This window comes from Bradyrhizobium betae, from assembly GCF_008932115.1.
In the GTDB taxonomy this organism is placed as follows: domain Bacteria; phylum Pseudomonadota; class Alphaproteobacteria; order Rhizobiales; family Xanthobacteraceae; genus Bradyrhizobium; species Bradyrhizobium betae.
The window spans coordinates 6,677,731-6,694,675 of the sequence record NZ_CP044543.1; the positions used below are offsets into that span (position 1 = coordinate 6,677,731).

The 16,945-nt window shown below is 64.4% G+C and carries 19 protein-coding genes; 7 read left to right on the forward strand and 12 right to left on the reverse strand.

Annotated features, from left to right (window positions below):
* Window positions 1-71: 71 nt before the first annotated feature.
* The 4 genes from F8237_RS32155 to F8237_RS32170 form a co-directional block, all read right to left on the reverse strand.
* Window positions 72-1,109 (reverse strand): aspartate-semialdehyde dehydrogenase, encoded by a 1,038-nt coding sequence (locus F8237_RS32155; RefSeq protein WP_151650095.1) that lies wholly within the window; start codon window positions 1,107-1,109, stop codon window positions 72-74.
* A 220-nt stretch (window positions 1,110-1,329) separates the two neighbouring features.
* On the reverse strand, window positions 1,330-1,986 hold the full coding sequence (locus F8237_RS32160; RefSeq protein WP_244626031.1) for a PepSY domain-containing protein: 657 nt from the start codon (window positions 1,984-1,986) through the stop codon (window positions 1,330-1,332).
* A 249-nt stretch (window positions 1,987-2,235) separates the two neighbouring features.
* The gene (locus F8237_RS32165; RefSeq protein WP_162006305.1) at window positions 2,236-2,982 is read right to left on the reverse strand and encodes a TetR/AcrR family transcriptional regulator; all 747 of its coding nucleotides are present in this window, start codon (window positions 2,980-2,982) and stop codon (window positions 2,236-2,238) included.
* 136 nt (window positions 2,983-3,118) lie between these two features.
* On the reverse strand, window positions 3,119-4,258 hold the full coding sequence (locus tag F8237_RS32170; protein ID WP_162006306.1) for a patatin-like phospholipase family protein: 1,140 nt from the start codon (window positions 4,256-4,258) through the stop codon (window positions 3,119-3,121).
* Between the two features lie 233 nt (window positions 4,259-4,491).
* On the opposite strand from F8237_RS32170, the gene tgt reads away from it, so the two are divergent.
* Entirely contained in the window at window positions 4,492-5,640 is a 1,149-nt protein-coding gene (gene tgt, locus F8237_RS32175) for a tRNA guanosine(34) transglycosylase Tgt (protein ID WP_151650098.1), read from the forward strand.
* Between the two features lie 13 nt (window positions 5,641-5,653).
* Here the strand turns inward: tgt and F8237_RS32180 are convergent, their stop codons facing one another.
* A complete protein-coding gene (locus tag F8237_RS32180) occupies window positions 5,654-5,872 on the reverse strand; it encodes a hypothetical protein (RefSeq protein WP_151650099.1) in 219 nt (72 codons plus the stop codon).
* Window positions 5,873-6,095: 223 nt separating this feature from the next.
* Between F8237_RS32180 and cysK the strand changes: the two genes are divergently transcribed.
* Together cysK and F8237_RS32190 are read left to right on the forward strand one after the other, a co-directional pair.
* Window positions 6,096-7,073: a cysteine synthase A gene (gene cysK / locus F8237_RS32185; protein WP_151650100.1), complete on the forward strand. Its 978-nt coding sequence runs from the start codon at window positions 6,096-6,098 to the stop codon at window positions 7,071-7,073.
* Between the two features lie 3 nt (window positions 7,074-7,076).
* Window positions 7,077-7,319, forward strand: coding sequence for a BrnA antitoxin family protein (locus F8237_RS32190; RefSeq protein ID WP_151650101.1), 243 nt, complete (start codon window positions 7,077-7,079; stop codon window positions 7,317-7,319).
* Window positions 7,320-7,486: 167 nt separating this feature from the next.
* Here F8237_RS32190 and F8237_RS32195 read toward each other — a convergent pair whose 3' ends face one another.
* Both F8237_RS32195 and F8237_RS32200 read right to left on the reverse strand, forming a co-directional pair.
* Window positions 7,487-8,914, reverse strand: a complete 1,428-nt coding sequence (locus F8237_RS32195; protein WP_151650102.1) for a caspase family protein — start codon at window positions 8,912-8,914, stop codon at window positions 7,487-7,489.
* 197 nt (window positions 8,915-9,111) lie between these two features.
* A complete protein-coding gene (locus tag F8237_RS32200; protein ID WP_151650103.1) occupies window positions 9,112-9,987 on the reverse strand; it encodes a DMT family transporter in 876 nt (291 codons plus the stop codon).
* Window positions 9,988-10,135: 148 nt separating this feature from the next.
* Between F8237_RS32200 and F8237_RS32205 the strand changes: the two genes are divergently transcribed.
* Window positions 10,136-10,591: a RidA family protein gene (locus F8237_RS32205; RefSeq protein WP_151650749.1), complete on the forward strand. Its 456-nt coding sequence runs from the start codon at window positions 10,136-10,138 to the stop codon at window positions 10,589-10,591.
* On the opposite strand, the gene F8237_RS32210 is transcribed toward F8237_RS32205, so the two are convergent.
* The 3 genes from F8237_RS32210 to F8237_RS32220 all read right to left on the reverse strand — a co-directional run bounded on the left by F8237_RS32210 (window position 10,588) and on the right by F8237_RS32220 (window position 12,188).
* Complete coding sequence (locus F8237_RS32210) at window positions 10,588-11,133, reverse strand: hypothetical protein (RefSeq protein WP_162006307.1); 546 nt, start codon at window positions 11,131-11,133, stop codon at window positions 10,588-10,590. The two genes, F8237_RS32205 and F8237_RS32210, sit on opposite strands and share 4 nt — an antisense overlap.
* Window positions 11,078-11,428 (reverse strand): hypothetical protein, encoded by a 351-nt coding sequence (locus F8237_RS32215; protein ID WP_151650105.1) that lies wholly within the window; start codon window positions 11,426-11,428, stop codon window positions 11,078-11,080. Before F8237_RS32215 ends, F8237_RS32210 begins: the two co-directional genes overlap by 56 nt.
* 172 nt (window positions 11,429-11,600) lie before the next feature.
* On the reverse strand, window positions 11,601-12,188 hold the full coding sequence (locus F8237_RS32220) for a formyltransferase family protein (protein WP_015685972.1): 588 nt from the start codon (window positions 12,186-12,188) through the stop codon (window positions 11,601-11,603).
* A 190-nt stretch (window positions 12,189-12,378) separates the two neighbouring features.
* On the opposite strand from F8237_RS32220, the gene F8237_RS32225 reads away from it, so the two are divergent.
* Together F8237_RS32225 and F8237_RS32230 are read left to right on the forward strand one after the other, a co-directional pair.
* Window positions 12,379-12,663, forward strand: coding sequence for a hypothetical protein (locus tag F8237_RS32225; RefSeq protein WP_151650106.1), 285 nt, complete (start codon window positions 12,379-12,381; stop codon window positions 12,661-12,663).
* Between the two features lie 339 nt (window positions 12,664-13,002).
* The gene (locus tag F8237_RS32230; protein WP_151650107.1) at window positions 13,003-13,236 is read left to right on the forward strand and encodes a hypothetical protein; all 234 of its coding nucleotides are present in this window, start codon (window positions 13,003-13,005) and stop codon (window positions 13,234-13,236) included.
* A 5-nt stretch (window positions 13,237-13,241) separates the two neighbouring features.
* Here the strand turns inward: F8237_RS32230 and F8237_RS32235 are convergent, their stop codons facing one another.
* Both F8237_RS32235 and F8237_RS32240 read right to left on the reverse strand, forming a co-directional pair.
* Window positions 13,242-13,544, reverse strand: coding sequence for a hypothetical protein (locus tag F8237_RS32235; RefSeq protein ID WP_151650108.1), 303 nt, complete (start codon window positions 13,542-13,544; stop codon window positions 13,242-13,244).
* 116 nt (window positions 13,545-13,660) lie between these two features.
* Entirely contained in the window at window positions 13,661-15,709 is a 2,049-nt protein-coding gene (locus tag F8237_RS32240) for an acetoacetate--CoA ligase (RefSeq protein ID WP_151650109.1), read from the reverse strand.
* Between the two features lie 372 nt (window positions 15,710-16,081).
* Between F8237_RS32240 and F8237_RS32245 the strand changes: the two genes are divergently transcribed.
* Window positions 16,082-16,915, forward strand: a complete 834-nt coding sequence (locus F8237_RS32245; RefSeq protein WP_151650110.1) for an outer membrane protein — start codon at window positions 16,082-16,084, stop codon at window positions 16,913-16,915.
* Window positions 16,916-16,945 lie beyond the last annotated feature (30 nt).

Here is a 16,945-nt window from a genome sequence, read left to right on the forward strand (position 1 = left end):
TCCTTCGAGGCTCACCCAGCGGTGCGTTGCACCGCCGGGTTCACGCCTCAGGATGACGGATTTAGAGTGCGTTACGCCATCACCCGCTGCGGCAGCAGCTCGGCGATCTGCACCGCGTTCAGCGCTGCGCCCTTGAGCAGCTGATCGGCCGCCACGAACATCGAGATGGAATGGCCGGAGGGATCGCTGAGGTCCTTGCGGATGCGGCCGACCAGGACGTCGTCCTGGCCCGAGGCGTCGATCGGCATCGGGAAGTAGTTCTTCACGCGGTCGTCGATCACCTTAACGCCGGGCGCCTGCGCCATGAGGCTGCGGACCTGGTCCTCGGTGATCGGCTTCTCGCATTCGAAGGTGATGGCCTCGCAATGGGCGCGCAGCACCGGTACGCGGATGCAGGTGACGCCGATCGCGATCTTGTCGTCCTCGAAGATCTTGCGGGTCTCCTTGATGACCTTGGTCTCTTCGTCGTTGTAGCCGGTGTCGGGATCGACCGCGGTGTTGTGGTTGAAGAGGTTGAAGGCGTAGGGGTGCGGCATCACCTTGGGCGTATAGACCTGCCCGTTGAGATTGGCGCGGGTAGACTCGACGAGTTCCTCCATCGCGGCGGCGCCGGCGCCGCTTGCCGCCTGATAGGTCGAGATGATCACGCGCTTGATGCGGTTCTTCTGGTGGATCGGCCACAGCGGCACCAGCGCGGTGATCGCGGCGCAGTTCGGGTTGGCAATGATGCCCTTGTGGTCGCGGATACGGTTGGCGTTGATCTCGGGGATCACCAGCGGCACGTTCGGGTCCATGCGGAAGGCGGAGGAGTTGTCGACCACGACCGCGCCGGCCTTGACCGCGAGCGGCGCGTACTTCTTCGAGATGCTGCCGCCGGCGGAGAATAGCGCGATGTCGACGCCCTCGAAGGCGCGCTCGGTCAGCTCCTCGATGACGACGTCCTTGCCGCGGAACGATACCGTCTTGCCGGCCGAGCGGGCGCTTGCGAGCGCCTTGAGCTTGCCGACGCGAAAGCCGCGCTTGTCCATGGTGGCGATGAATTCGGCGCCCACCGCACCGGTGACGCCGACAATCGCGACGACGGGATCGTTACTCACTTTGTCCTCCATTGCGTTGAAATCCAGACAACAAAAAAGCCCCGGACCATCATGGGCGGGGCTTCGGTAGAGCTGATTGCGTTCTAGTCGACGACTACAAGCGCACGCCTCCCCGGGCCCCGAAGGCCGTGGTGGTTTTGGTCGTGCGTTTGGTGGTCGTGAACATGGCGGCGACTTATGCGGGAGACTCTGGCGCCCGTCAATGGCTATTCGGGCGGGATTGTGGCCGGCGCTATTTCGCCCGGGCGCCCGGCGGCTCCAGGATGACCTCCTTGAGGTCATCGCCGCTGATGACGACGATCGCGAAATTGAGCCGGCCGCGTTCGCGCACCAGCCCGCCGCTGATCGCTTTGCCTGACGCCGCCTGCTCGGCGACGCGGACCGCGTCCGCAAGCCGGTGCCGGATTGCGCCGAGCGCTGCGAGATTGCTGCGATCGTCCAGCTCGAGCTCGGTCAGGGGCAGGGCGGCTTCGCCGCCGATGAGCTCGCCGGTGGACGCATTGATGGTGTGCCGCCAGATCCGGTCGTTGTGCAGGGTCTTGACCCGGTAGACCGGCACGCCGGAGGCGCCGTCGAAGCTGACATCCGCGGTCATGGCGCCGGCGTGGCGCGCCTCGGCAATGGCCATGGCCTGGCCGATCGAGACGGTCGAGCTGCGGAAGCGCTCGATCTCGCGGCTGACCGCTTGCCGGTCGGCCTCGGCGCTCCCATCTGTCTCACCGTGAAGGGCGGTGGGCGTGCCACCGGCCGAGACCACCGCCTGCACCGGCGCAGCAATGAGCAGCGCCGACAGGGCGAATGCAGACAACGTCCAAAGGTGTTGTCGTGCTGCCGTCATGCTCGAAACCGTTGGTACGTTCGAAGATCCGGCACGTTCCAAAATGGCCATGCTCGTAACCTTGGCCGGCGAGTGTGCCGGATGATCGTAAAGAATTCGCGGCCGACCATGGGCAACGGCCGGCCGCGGAGCGCTGCGGCGGGCTGTACCCGCTGCGGCGATCTTAGCGGTGCGGACCACCTTGGGGCTGGTGAAAAAGCGGTCCGTATCGCTTATAACTAAACCATACCGTATCGTTTTATTCTGGTCAATGCCGCGGACGTGCCCTCGTAGGGGACAGGGCGCAAGCTCACGGAATTGTCAGCGGGAGGGGCGGCGCCGCGGGGCGGCTTTGGCGGCATCCTTGACGCGGCCGGCCGGTCCCAGCGCGCCGGCTAGGAACAGCTTGATCGCGACGCGCATCCGCTTCTCGGCGAATTTGATTTCCATCGGCGTGCCGAACGTCGCCATGCGGTGGGTGTGGCCAACGACGACGTCGAGGAACACCTCGGCCGCAATGGTGGTGTCTTCGATGTCGAGGGCGCCTTGCGCCACCAGGTGATCGAAGAAGCGCGCGGTGGTGGCGACCGCCTTCAGCCAGCCCTCTTCCATGCCGAGCTTGGCGATGTCGGGGAAATTGATGGCCTGTGACGTCATCATGCGGCTGAACGCCATGGCGTCCGGCCCGCAGGTGAATGTCAGCATTTCCCGCCCGATCTCGACCAGCCGCTGCTCGACGGAGATGTCGGACGATCTGCCGAGCTGCGTCTCGGCCGCCGCGGACAGCGGGGCAAGCCAGCGCGTAATCTCACGCCTCAGCACCGCCGTGAACAGTCCGCGCTTGTCGCCGTAACGGGAATAGACGGTCGGTTTGCTCACGCGCGCCGCTTCGGCGACCGCATCCAGCGAGGTGGCGTCAAAGCCGCGATCCAGGAACAGGCGGGTGGCGACCTCGATCAGCCGCTGGTCGCGCTCGATGGCGGCGCTTTTCGTTGGCCGTCCGCCGCGCGATTTCGGCACTTCGCGCCGTGACGCTGCCCGTCTTGTCCTGGTCGCAGCCAATCCCATGCCCAATGATTCCTGCGGGGTCGTAACAATGGTCATTCGCTCTATAACGCGCAGGAGCGGGGGCGTCATCGCCAATCTGGCCGAATTGGCCGTATCGTCAACGGTCTTCGAAGGACGTCGTTCCGGCGCGTCAGTCCTAGGGGAGCGTCGACGTCCAGGCCTGTCCCGCCGCCGCTTTCTCATAACCGTATTGATACAGCGCCCGCATGTAGGCCGTGTCGAACCCTTCGGAGGGCGGCGCCGGATAATCACGTGCGATGTAGGAGAGGTGGAAGCCGAGATTGTTGCGCTTGGCGAAATCATAGGTCGAGAAGATGATGGACCGCGTCTGCGACTGGGTGATCGACGACAGGCTGCGTGAGGCGACGTCAATGGTGCTGTTGGAGACCAGCTCGAAGTTGCGCTCGATCTTCTTGTTGACGAGAATGTAGATGTTCGACTTCGTGTTGCCGGGCAGACGTCCCTGGAAGAGCAGGGCCTCCGGCAGCGTCAGCACCGGTGCCGTCACGCCGCCGTCGACATGCATCTCCTGGAATCTGCGCCCCTGGCCTTCGGCTTCGATCAGGATGGGCGGAAACACCAGCGGGATGCTGGCGGAGGCTGCCATCACGTCGCGAAACAGTTTGAGCGCCTCGGGCGTGCCCACGGCGGCGATCTTGCCCATGTCCCAGATGGCGGTTCGCTGGGTGTCGAGATCGGTCGTTACGATCAGCAGCCGTCGGCCCTTGGCGTTTTCGCGCGCGACCTGCTCGAGGATCTCCGGCCCGACGTAGCGCGCCACCAATTCGCGCAGCCGCTTATTGCCGAACAGGCCGGAGCTGAACAGCACGCGCATGATGCTGGGATCGTTCAGCAGGCTTTCGGCAATGCCGCTGGTGTAGACCTCCCTCAACGTGTCGTCGTATTGCGATCCAAGAAACGCAAAGGGCGCGATCAGGCCGCCGGTGCTCACGCCGGACACGACCGAAAAGGTCGGGCGAGTGCCGGCCGCGCTCCAGCCGTTCAGCACGCCCACGCCATAGGCGCCATCCGCGCCGCCGCCGGAGAGCGCCAGATAGCTCCTGGTCAGGGGGAAGCTGAATTTCGTGACGGGGTCGTCGGTGTAGCGGCGCAAGCCGTCGATATCGAGCACGCGCGACGTGGTGGCGTCGGCGGCCGTATAGGGCGTGCGGGGCAGGGAGGTGCAGGCGGAAAGCGCCAGGCTGCAGGCTAGCGCCAGAAATCCGATCAGGCGGGCGCCTGTCTGCCTCGTCTGGCCACGCGAGGCGCGGGACATTTCGGTCGAACATGAAGCGGAGGGCATTGGCGGTGGCTGGCGATCACGTATCTGCGGCCGCTGGCAAATCTGCCGCAGCATCCCGTCCAGCGCCCAAGAAAAAACTACACTGTATCGTTTTATTTTGCAAGCTGCGGCTCGATCAAGTCCGCATCACAAATGTGTCCCACTCTGATGCATTGCGCGGTCAGAGCGGGTTGATCGGCCCCGCCCGACACGCAATAAGCACGGCCATGACTCCACCCAATAACGATCTACCCAATCATTTCGAACTGCTCGCGACCGATGGCGCCGCCCGCACCGGTCGCCTGACCACGCCCCACGGCGTGGTGCGGACGCCAGCCTTCATGCCGGTCGGAACCGCCGGCGCCATGAAGGGTATGCACTGGCGCGAGGTGCGCGATGCCGGCGCCGATATCGTGCTCGGCAACACCTATCATCTGATGCTGCGTCCCGGCGCCGAGCGGATCGCCGCGCTCGGCGGCTTGCAGACATTCACCGGCTGGAACGGTCCGATGCTGACGGATTCCGGCGGCTTCCAGGTGATGTCGCTGTCTGACCTGCGCAAGGTGACCGAGCACGCCGTCACCTTCCGCTCGCATATCGACGGTGCCAAGGTGGAACTGTCGCCGGAGCGCTCGATCGAGGTGCAGCGCCTTCTCGGCTCCGACATCGCCATGCAGATGGACGAATGCGTGCGGTTGCCGGCCGAGCGCGACGACATCGACCGCGCGATGCAATTGTCGCTGCGCTGGGCCGAGCGAAGCAAGCGCGCCTTCGAGAGTGCTCCTGAGGGTTACATGCTGTTCGGCATCGTGCAGGGCGGCGATATCCCGCAGCTTCGTCATGCCAGCGCCGAAGGCCTCACTGCGATCGGCTTCCACGGCTATGCGATCGGCGGCCTTGCCGTCGGCGAGCCGCAGGCCGTGATGCTGGCGATGATCGACGAGACCGCGCCGGCCCTGCCGGCCGACCGGCCGCGCTATTTGATGGGCGTCGGTACGCCGGACGATATTCTTGAAGCCGTCAAGCGCGGCATCGACATGTTCGATTGCGTGATGCCGACGCGCAACGGCCGGCACGGCGTGGCCTTCACCCGTTTCGGTCAGGTGAATTTGCGCAATGCGCGCCATGCCGACGATCCGCGTCCGCTCGACGAAGACAGCTCATGGCCGTCGGCGCGCAACTACGCACGCGCCTACCTTCATCATCTCGTCAAGGCCGGCGAGACGCTCGGAGCGATGCTGCTGTCGGAAATCAACATCGCTTACTACCAGTTCCTGATGCAGGGCATCAGGAACGCGATCGCACACGGAACGTTCGAGGAGTTCTACCAGCGTACGCGCGAGGACTGGGCGAGGGGCGATATCGCCCCGCGCTGAAGCGTGACGGCCGTCAGTTGCAGACGATCCGCTGCTTGACGGCGTGCTTGGTCACGAAGCCGTAGCCGCACGTGTCGCAGGTCCAGAGATAGCTGATCACGTGGTCGGAGACGTAGGCGGAGGCTTCTGCTGCGACCATGGAGTCGGCGCATACGGGACAGGTGGGCAATTCGCTGCAACGCGGATCGCGCCTTGGCGTTACGGTCGACAACACTTCAGCGATTGCTGACATCGTGGTGACCTCCCTGTTCTGAGACCTAAGTCTAACATAAGCAGAATCAATTGACGAGGTCGCAACACAAATGCGTTGGTTTTCTGCTAATTACAGATCACGCGATTTTGCGACGCAGCGTATTTAACATGTGCCGCATTGTCGCTTGCGTGTCGCCGCTAGCTGTCCGTAACTGCGGAAAGAGCCGCGATCAAAGCGCAATTGTCGTCACAGGGAGTTCATCATGGACGCATCGTCCACAACGGGTGCAGCGCACCAACCCGGCCGCGGCCGGATCTATGACTCGATTGTCGAGGCTTTTGGCGACACCCCGATCGTGCGCTTGCGACGGTTGCCGGGCGTGCACGGCGTGAACGCGATCATTCTGGCAAAACTTGAATATTTCAATCCGGCCGCGAGCGTGAAGGACCGCATCGGCGCGGCCATGATCATCGCGATGGAGAAGGCCGGCATCGTCAAGCCGGACACCGTGCTGATCGAGCCGACCTCCGGCAATACCGGCATTGCGCTCGCCTTCGTCGCGGCGTCGCGCGGTTACCGGCTGAAGCTGGTGATGCCGGAATCGATGTCGATCGAGCGGCGCAAGATGCTCGCCTTTCTCGGCGCCGAGCTGGTGCTTACGCCGGCCGCGCAGGGCATGAAGGGCGCGATCGCGACGGCCGAGGAGCTGTTGAAGACGACTCCGAACTCGGTGATGCCGCAGCAGTTCAAGAACCTCGCCAATCCCGAGATCCACCGCCGCACCACCGCGGAGGAGATCTGGAACGATACCGGCGGCAACATCGATTACTTCGTCGCCGGCGTCGGCACGGGCGGCACCATCACCGGCGTCGGCCAGGTGCTGAAGCCGCGCAAGGCGTCCTTGCGCGTCGTCGCGGTCGAGCCGGAGGAGAGTCCCGTGCTGTCGGGCGGCCAGCACACGCCGCACAAGATCCAGGGCATCGGCGCCGGCTTCGTGCCCGACATTCTCGACCGCTCGGTGATCGACGAGATCGTGAAGGTCAGCTCGACGACGGCGATCGAGACCTCGCGCGCGCTGGCGCGGCAGGAGGGCATTCCGGGCGGCATCTCCTCGGGCGCGGCGATCGCGGCGGCGCTCCAGATCGGCAAGCGGCCGGAAGCTGCCGGAAAGACCATCCTGGCTATAGTGCCGTCCTTCTCCGAGCGGTATCTTTCGACCGCTCTGTTTGAGGGAATCTAGGACATGGCGGATCAACCCCCGAGGCGACCGCGTACGCTGGGCGATGCCAGGACCGAGGCCGAGGCGGCCTTCAAGAAGGTGACGGCCAAGGTGGTCGTCGCGCCGCCGAAACAGAACGTGGCGCCGGGGATCAAGGAACAGGTCAGCCTGCGGATCGACCAGGACGTGCTGGAGTTCTTCCAGGAAGGCGGCCCCGGCTGGCAGGACCGTATCAACGAGGCGCTGCGCAAGGCCGCGGGGAAGTAACCAACCTCGTCATTGCGAGCGCAGCGAAGCAATCCAGGCTGTCACGGCGGAGAGATTCTGGATTGTTTCGCTGCGCTCGCGATGACGGAGTATGCGGCGGGCACCGTCGCCACAAAAAGAAAAAGCCCGGCGCGAGCCGGGCTTTTGCATGTTGTAGCTTGCGTGCCTCAGCGGCGGAACATGCCGCCCATCATGCCGCCGACGACGCCGCCGACGAAGGCCGCGCCGGCATCGCCGCCGCCACCGCTGTTGCGATGCTGCGCCGGTGCCGGTGCGCTCTGGGCCTGGGCCGGAGCACGCCGCGCTGGCTTCGGGCTGTCGTCGCTCGCGGTGGCCGGGGCCGCCACGATCTCGGAGAGCAGGGCCTTGTGCTGGAGCTTGTTGAGGTAGCCGGTCGACGGATAGCCGCGGGCGGCCTGCCAGCGCTTCAGCACCGTGCGGGTGTCGTCGCTGAACACGCCGGTCACCTTGGTGTCGAAGCCGAGCCCGGTCAGGCGGCGCTGCACGTCGCGGCGCTGGCCCTTGTCGAGGCCGATCTGGTCCTCGGTGAGCTGGGTCGAGTCATCGGTGAAGGTCGCCGGATCGATACCCGAGTTGAGGTTGCGGGTCGCCGTGGACGGGCCGCTCTTGATCGCAGCGAGCCGGGCCAGAGCCAGCGCCTTGAACTGGCCGTTCGGATAGGCCGAGAGGTAGGCGTTGAGCTCTTCCGGCTTGTTGGATTCCTTGACCGAGCGCCAATACTCGAGCTCGACACCGTCAGAGCTGCTGGCCGCCGCCGGCACGACGCCGGAAGCGGTCGGCGCCGCGTTGGCCACCTGTGTCTGCTGCGAAGGGTTGAGATAGACCGCGCCGATCAGGTTGGTGTGTCCCCAGGGCAGCTGGCCCTTGCGGGTCTCTTCGTTGACCTGGGCGCGCACCGACGTCATCGCCTGCTGGATCTCGACGCCTGGCTTGGTGATGTTGTCGATCAGCGCGCGGGTGAAGGGACTGTTGTTGCCCTCCTGGCCGTCGAGCGCGGTCTGGCCCGGCCCGGTGGCGAACGCGATCAGCGTGCCTTCGCCGGACTTCATCTCGGCAAGGCCGCTCTGCACGTTGACGCTGCGGGTGGCGGAGTTCGACTTGATCTTGGCGGCGAACGGATTGTCGCGGCAGGCATCGAGGAAGACGAGCTTGACCTTGGCATCGCCCATGGTCTGCTCGAGCGTCAGGTCGATGTTGATGGCTGCGCCGAGCTTGACGTCCATCTCCGACTTGATGTCGGCATCGACCGGCAGGAGATAGTTGCTGCCGCTCACCGCGATGCCGTGGCCGGCGTAATAGAACACGGCGACGTCGGAGCCCTGCGCCTTCCGGCCGAAATCCAGCAGCTTCTCGGTCATCTGGTCGCGGGTGAGGTTGGATCCTTCGATCACCTCGAAGCCGACATTGCGCAGCGTCGACGCCATCGCCTTGGCGTCGATCGGCGGGTTCGGCAATTGCGCGACGTTCTTGTAGGAGCCGTTGCCGACGACGAAAGCGACGCGGCGGTCGGCCTTCGCGGCGCTGACCGACAGCGCCATGCACATCAGCGAAGCGAGGAGGGTGAGATAGCGCATCTGAAATCCCCAGAATCGAATTGCAGGCAGCAACAAATTGGCAACGAACTTACACGACACGGCCGGTTTCGCGCTAGCGAAACGACAGTTCGCCCAACCCATTGCTTCGCGGCCGAATGTGCACGATGGAATGCCCCTCCAACGTGATCCAAATCACGCTCGACCACCTTGTTTTGTCGCGCGAGGCGGCGTCCGGTTCACTGCGCGCGGGCTGGAACCGGCGGTGCGGGCTTCAAATTCAGGAGATTGCCGCACAGGATCAGCGCGGCGCCAAATACCGTCCAGGCGTCGAGCCGCTCTGAATACAGCAGCCAGCCCACGGTTGCCGTGAGCGGAACCCGCAAGAAGTCCATCGGCACCACGATGGTCGCATCCGCATAGCGGAGCGCACTGGCGAGGCAGTAGTGCGAAAATGTGCCGCAGACCCCAATGACGAACAGCCAGACCCAGAGGGTCGCTGACGGCCAGGTCCAGACATAGAGCGTCGGCAGCAGGCCCACGACAAACTGCACCACGATCATCCAGAACAGGATCGCCAAGGCGCTCTCGGTCCGGGTCAGCGATTTTGCCAGGGTCATGGAGATGCTGAAGCCGATTGCAGCGCCGAGCGCGATCAGTTGGCCCGGATTGATCTCGCCGGTGGCGGGCCGCACGATCATGATCACGCCGACGATGCCGAGCACGATGGCGGCGATCTTCCAGACGGTCATGCGCTCGGCGAGGAATGTTGCGGCCAGCAGCGCGGTCCAGATCGGCATGGTGAATTCGATCGCCACCACCTGGCCGATTCCGATCAGCGTCAACGCATAGAACCAGCCGAGCTGCGCGAAATAATGCACCCCGTTGCGTGCGAGATGCTGGGGCAGGCGTTTGGTCGCGACCGCCTTGAAGCCGCCGGACCGGTAGATGATCGGCAGGAGCAAGCTGAACCCGATCACCGACCTCACTTCCATGATCTCGAACACGTTGAGCTCGCGCGTGGTCTCGCGTCCGGCGACCACCATGACCAGCATCAGGGCCAGCCAGCCGGCCATCCACAGTGCAGCCATCGTTTTGGACGGTGTCGCGGTCATCGGTGCAGGTGTTGGGGATCGATCCTGAGGGAGGGTGGGTATCGGCGACATCGCTGCCGTTTGCAACGGCAAATCTGCGGATGCAGCGACGCGGGGCGGCGTGGTAAGGCTTGGGCGAACAACGACAAAAGACGGGAGATCTTCGCTCATGCGCATCTTGCAGCCGGCCGAATGGAAGAAACCGCGCGGCTTTTCCCATGGCGTGGTGGCGGAAGGGCCGGGTCGCTGGGTGGTGCTGGCCGGACAGACCGGCGGCGACGAGACCGGCAATTACGCGCCCGACATGGCGGCGCAGGTTGCAACCGCGCTGACGCGGATCATCAAACTGTTGGGTGAGGCCGGCGCAGGTCCCGAACACGTCGTCCGCTTGACCTGGTACCTCACCAGCCGCAGCGAATATGAGGCCGCGGGTGCCGGCATCGGCGCGGCCTGGAAGGAAACGCTGGGGCGCAATTTCCCGCCTTCGACGCTGCTCTACATCAGCGGTCTCGTGGACGACCGGGCCAAGGTCGAGATCGAGGTCACGGCGTTCGTCCCGAACGCAAAAAAAAATCGACCCGGCGATCTCGCCGGGTCGATTTGTCATTCGGACGTGTCGGCTTAGCGCGACATCGAGATGTTGGCGCCGCGGAACTGGCTGTCCGCGCGCATCGTGACGTTCTGCCTGTTGCCACTGGTCTTCAGCGCGATGTTGGCGTTGAAGCCGGCGGCCGAGGCGACCACCTCGAAGTTTCCGCCGCCGCCGCGGCCCTGGAGCGAGCCGGAGATGTTGCGGCTGGTCTCGGACCAACTGCCGGTGATGGCGCTGCCCTCGGCCTTGACGCTGGCGCCGAGGTTGAACTTGTAGGCATCGCTGGCGCAGGTCAGCGACATTTCCATGGTCGGTCCGATCGGGGCATATTTAGCCCGGCAGCGGATCCGCTCGGTCGAGCCGTCATCCAGCATGACGGTGCCGCCGCCGCTCCAGTTGCCGGCCATCGGAGCAAACGGGCCGGACTGGGCCTTGCTTTCCGAGCTGACGATCCCCGCAGCAAACAGAACCGCGGCCGCGATCAGCAGCCGCCAGTTCCAGGCGCGAGCCTCGATTGGTTTATTGGCGCGATGCTTCCCACCGCCCGCTGCACGGTATGCCTGCAGATGCTCCATTCCACTTCCCCGATCCGGCGTTGCCGTTGAGTTGACCGTTGGCATATGCACCATTGATCGAAACTTTCACAAGACCCTCACGGCCAATGGTGCCGGAAACGTTAGCGCCGGGCGCGGTGATCCTGCCGTCGGCAACCGTCAGCAAGGAACTTGCGGTCGGCTCGCAGGTGCCGCTCTTGGTGACGATGGTGACCTGCCAGTTGCCGTCATAGGGGCTCTGGGCGAAAGCGGGGGCGGCGAGGGTGCCGGCGAAAACTGAAGCGGCACAGAACGCCGCGATGCGAGCAAAACGCATAAATTCCGTCCTTCAATGTGTCTGATATGCTGACGCTTATTCGGACGAAATGTGACGGAAATTTGTTGCGATGCCAAAGCGAAAATTGTTCCTTTGGGAACAATGGTTTATTTGCGTTTTTCACTCCGATTTTTGAAGTAAAATCAACGCGGCTTCACGTTAAGGGTAAACGTCAGGAGAGACTCGGCGCGGAGGTCGCGAACTGCTCGTCCTGAGTCTTGGAGGGCAGCGCCTTGTGGACCTTGGCATAATCGATCACGTCGGCCAGCAGCTTGAGCCCGAGCGGGGCGAGGGCGCGCTCCCACAGCTCCCGCGCGGTCTCGCCCTTCTTCACGAAGCACCACTCCTGGGCGGCGATCGCGCCGGCGTCCATGCGGTCGGCGAGATGATAGATGGTGCCGCCGGCGATCGGATCGCCCTCCTTGATGGTCCACTCCACGGCGGCCTTGCCGCGGTGTCGCGGCAGCAGCGAGGGGTGGTAGCCGATTCCGCCGAGCCTGGCGGCGGCGAGCGCGTCCTTGCCGATCCGGGCGTGGCTGTGGGCGGTGATGATCAGGTCGGTGTCGGGGGCGATCTCGGAGGCGACCACGAGCTTCGGATCGGCCTGCACCACCACCTCGATTCCAGCCGCCTTCGCGGTCGCGGCGAGGCGATCCTCGGCATCGGCCACCACGACCCGCACGATCGAGACGCCGTGTTCCCGGAGCATGTTCAGGGTGGTCACGCCGAAATGGCGGGAGCCGACAAGGGTAATGCGCATGGGTGTCCGATCCGTCTCGCAGCTGCGTCATCCTCCCGATAACACGTCCGCACGCCCTGTCACCACCCGCCCGGCGTTTGCGCCGGTTATCAACAATGCGCCGGGTTCGGGACGGAGCGAACTCCGCGATTGCACGGCCGCGCGTTCCGGTGCTTGCATGCGCGCATGGCACCGTATCAGGAGCGAGCGGATGCGAAGCGCGTGGTTTTTCCTTCTCGCGGCACTGGCCGTGGCAACTCCCGCCCACGCCGGCGGGCCATACCCGGCGGTGCCGCCCGAGACCGGCGTGGCGCCGTTCATCGGTCCGACCTGGGACAGCTATCGCTGCGCCCGGGCACCCGTCACCAATTTCTATCACGACGCCTATTACGGCGAGGAGCCGCCGGCGCTTGATCGTGGCTACGCCTACCGGCCGTATTATCGCTACAGCGCATATCGCAGGTTGCCGCGGACGTATTTCTGCGTCACGGACTAGCGTTGCCGCTCCGCCACGGTGGAGGACAAACCGACAGCGCGAGGGTTCCTGTGTTTCAATTTTAACAGAAGGAATCCGTCGTGCGCCGTTAGAACATGCCCCAACCGGGGCTGGCCAAATTTCATTCCGGATCCGTTTTCAAACCCGGCTTTGGCCGCTGGCATGATCGCCAGCGGCTTTTTTCATGCCGCGCATCACGAAATCATGTGACGGTAACGCGTTCTCAACCAGCCCGGCGTATCGACGAATCCGTCGCGGATTTGTATTGCGTACCGCGACACCAAAAATGTCCCGCCGGCGCGGGTGCGCCGCGCGGGCTTTTTTGCCGGGACCGATTTCATGCCGAACGCAATTGAGCAGATCGTCAACGCCTATGTGCGGCTGAAGAACCGCCGTGGCCTCGACGCGCTGATGATGCACAGGCAGCGGCTCGCGGTCGATCTGAAGAGCAAGTCCGGCTACGATTTCAGCCTGCCGATCGGCCAGATCGACGAGGAGATCGCGATCATCGAGGAGGGGCTCAGTCGGCTGAAGGCTGAATCCGCGGATCCCGGTGCGACACATCCGGTCTGACGTGATCAGTCGCGCCGGCCGCCGTCGATGACGGTGAACAGCGGCCGCGCCGGGGTCGGCTCGACCAGCAATTCCTCCACGAGCGCGGTGGCTGCATCGACATATTTCCGCGTCGGCTTGTCCAGCGCACGCTTGGCTTCGTCGTCGAGCGCGACTTTCGCGGCCTCGACCAGCTTGCGCATCCGCAGCGCATGCTCGTCGCCCGCCGTCAGCGTCGCGCGCGCCAGCGAGCGCAGCACGAACAGCTCGCCCTCGAGGCGGAGCAGGCGGTCGTTGAGCCTGGTGAGGACGGCGTTGAGGTCGGCCATTTCTGGTGCTCGTCGCGAAGGATCCATCCTGATCTAGCGGCGATCGGTGAACGGATTCCAAATGCCGCTGGCGCAATTGCGGCGATCCTCATTCCGGTCGGCTCGCGCGCCGGCACTCACGCCGCGGTTCTGGCGAGATAGTCGCGCGCGAAGGCGAGATACCAGTCGAGGCAGCCGGGATTGGCCATCGCCTCCTTGTTGATGACCTTGTCGACCGGGTGGCCGAGCAGCAGCTTCTTGATCGGCAGCTCCTGCTTCTTGCCGGAGAGCGTGCGCGGGATCTCGGCAACGGCGAAGATGTCGTTCGGCAGGAAGCGCCGGGACAGGCCGGCCTCGATCGCCTTGTTGATCCTGGCCCGCATCGCGCCGTCGAATACGACGCCCTCGCGCAGCACGACGAACAGCGGCATGTAGCTGTCGCGGCCGAGATATTCGAGGTCGACGACGAGGCTATCGAGCACCTCCGGCAGCGCCTCGATCGCGGAATAGAGTTCGCTCGTGCCCATGCGCAGGCCGTGCCGGTTGATGGTGGCATCGCTGCGGCCGTAGATGATGCAGGAGCCGTCCGGATTGACCTTCAGCCAGTCGCCGTGCCGCCACACCGGTCCGCGGCCGCTGCCGTCGAAATTGTCCGGATAGGTCTCGAAATAACTGGAGCGATAGCGCGCGCCGTCCTTGTCGTTCCAGAAATAGAGCGGCATCGACGGCATCGGCTCGGTACAGACGAGCTCGCCGACCTCGTCGATCACGGCATGGCCCTGCTCATTGAAGGCTTCCACCGCAGCTCCGAGCGAGCGGCACTGCATCGCGCCGGGCGTCTGCGGCAGCTCGCGATTGCCGCCGATGAAGGCGCCGGCGAAATCGGTGCCGCCGGAGATGTTGGCCCACCAGATGTCGGCCTGCGCCTTGCTGCCGTTGATCTTCGACAGGCCAGCGAAGCGGTCGTTGAACCAGGCCTGGGTGTCGGCGCTGAGCGGCGAGCCGGTCGAGCCGAGGCAGCGCAGCCGCGAGAGGTCGCCGGCGGCAGCGAGATCGATCTCGGCCTTGGCGCAACTGGCGAAGAACGCCGCGCCCGCGCCGAAGAAGGTCGCTTTCGCCTGCGCCACGAAGCGCCACAGCGTGGTCCAGTCCGGCTTGTCCCTGGTGCCGCCGGGGCTGCCGTCGAAGATGCAGCAGGTGGTGCCGCTGAGCAGGCCGCCGACTTGGCTATTCCACATGATCCAGCCGGTCGAAGAGTACCAGTGATAGCGCTCGCCGAACGAGTTCTCGTGATAGGAGCAGCCGAGATCGTTGTGCAGGCCGAGCAGCGCCAGCACGACGATGACGATGCCGCCATGGCCGTGCACGATCGGTTTCGGCAGGCCGGTGGTGCCGCTGGAATAGACGATCCAGAGTGGATGATCGAACGGCAGCCATTCCGGCTCGAACGCTTCGATCGCCGCGCCCGTCGTCGCGACGATGTCGGCGAGCAGGGCATCCGGCGCCGCCGGCGCGCCGGTCTCGCTGTGCAGGATGACATGCTCGACCGTGGGCAGGGAGCGACGCAGCTCGGCGACAACGTCGTTGCGGTCATGCCGCCGGCCGGCATAGGTGACGGCGTCGCAGGCGATCAGCACCTTCGGCTCGATCTGCTTGAAGCGGTCGATCACGGCGGGCGCGGCCATGTCGGGCGCGCAGACGCTCCAGATCGCGCCGAGGCTGGCGGTTGCCAGGAACGCGATGATGGTCTCGGGGATGTTGGGCAGATAGGCGGCGACACGATCGCCGGGCTTGATGCCGTGGTCCTTCAGATGCAGCGCCAGCGCAGCCGCCTTGCGCCGCAGCTCGGGCCAGCTGGTTTCCGTCAGCCTGCCGTCTTCGCCGCTGCTGACGATCGCGGGCAGACCGGCGGCATGCGCCGCCTCCACATGCCGGAATACTTGCCGCGCATAGTTCACCTGCGCACCGGGAAACCAGACCGCACCGGGCATCTTGCGCTCGGTGATCACGGCGGCAAACGGCGTCGGCGATTGCAGATCGTAATAGTCCCAGATGCTGCGCCAGAAGCCGTCGAGATCGCGCACCGACCACTGCCGCATCTGCTCGTAGTTCGCGAAGGTGAGGCCACGCTGCTCGGCGAGCCAGTTTCGATAGAGGGCGATCTGGGGAATGAAGGGAATGGTCATGTTCTTACGACGTCAGTTGATGGCAGGGCAGTTTAACGGCAGCCACCTCACAGCGGAAGCTGTGCCTGATGGTCGAATGGCGCGACCGCGTCATGCGATTTGCAAGACTCTTGCTTCTGCTGACGCCCCATTCGATGAGGCGGCCAGCATCTCGCACGTTTCGTCGGATCGAAGCGATATTGGCTTGCGAGGGCTCCGGAATTTGCGGACGCAAAATTCTGCGCGGCGGAAGGTCTGGCCATGAGCGTCCTGCGCTGAAGCAGAACATCCGGCTGAAGACCCGGAAATTGTCGCAGTAGTCCAACCGCAAGGCGCCGCAGCCCATCTCCAGACACCTATTCCAGGCTGTGTTGCTTCACTGCACTAGGCGGGATGATCGACGACCAGTACAACTTACGGGAGTTTCTCCTATTGCGTCCTGAAACGGGAATTACATCAATGAAAACGAAACTTGCTATTGCAGCAATTCTTTTGGCATCGACGTCCATTGCCTCTGCGGCCGATATGGCCATGAAGGCACCTTACGCAGCGCCTGCCGCAGTCTGGAACTGGACGGGCTTTTACGTCGGTGCCAACGCCGGCGGCGGCTGGGGCACCACCGAAACGACCCTGGCCAGCGCGGGCGGCCTGCCTGTCCCCGGCGGGATTGCTCTCACCCAGAACAGCCGAAGCGGCTTCCTCGGTGGTGGCCAGGCGGGCTACAACTTCCAGTCCGGATGGGCGGTTTTCGGCGTCGAAGGCACCATTGATGGGCTTGACGTCAAGGGCACCATGCCTTGCTTCGGCGTTGCTGTTGGCTTGTCCTGCACGGCGAAAAGCGATTGGCTGGCGACCGTAACCGGTCGTATCGGTGGCGTCGTCGGCGATCGCACCCTTGTTTACGTGAAGGGCGGCGCGGCTTGGCTCAACTCCAAACACACCCTCAGCAGTGTCGCCGGGTTTGGCGGCGGTGGTGCCGCGTTCTCCACGTCGGCGACCAGCACGACGTTTGGCTGGTTGCTCGGCCTTGGAACAGAATACGCGTTCGACCACAACTGGAGCGCGTTCGTCGAGTACAACTACATGGAGTTCGACAAGAAGACGATCAACCTCGACTTCGGCGTTGGCGGCCCCGGCGCGATCGGCGTCGACGTCAAGAACAAGCTGTCGGTTGCCAAGGTCGGCGTGAACTACAAGTTCGGCGGCCCGGTCGTCGCCAGGTACTGATCCGATCCTGATCGAGCGTCAAAGTCCCGG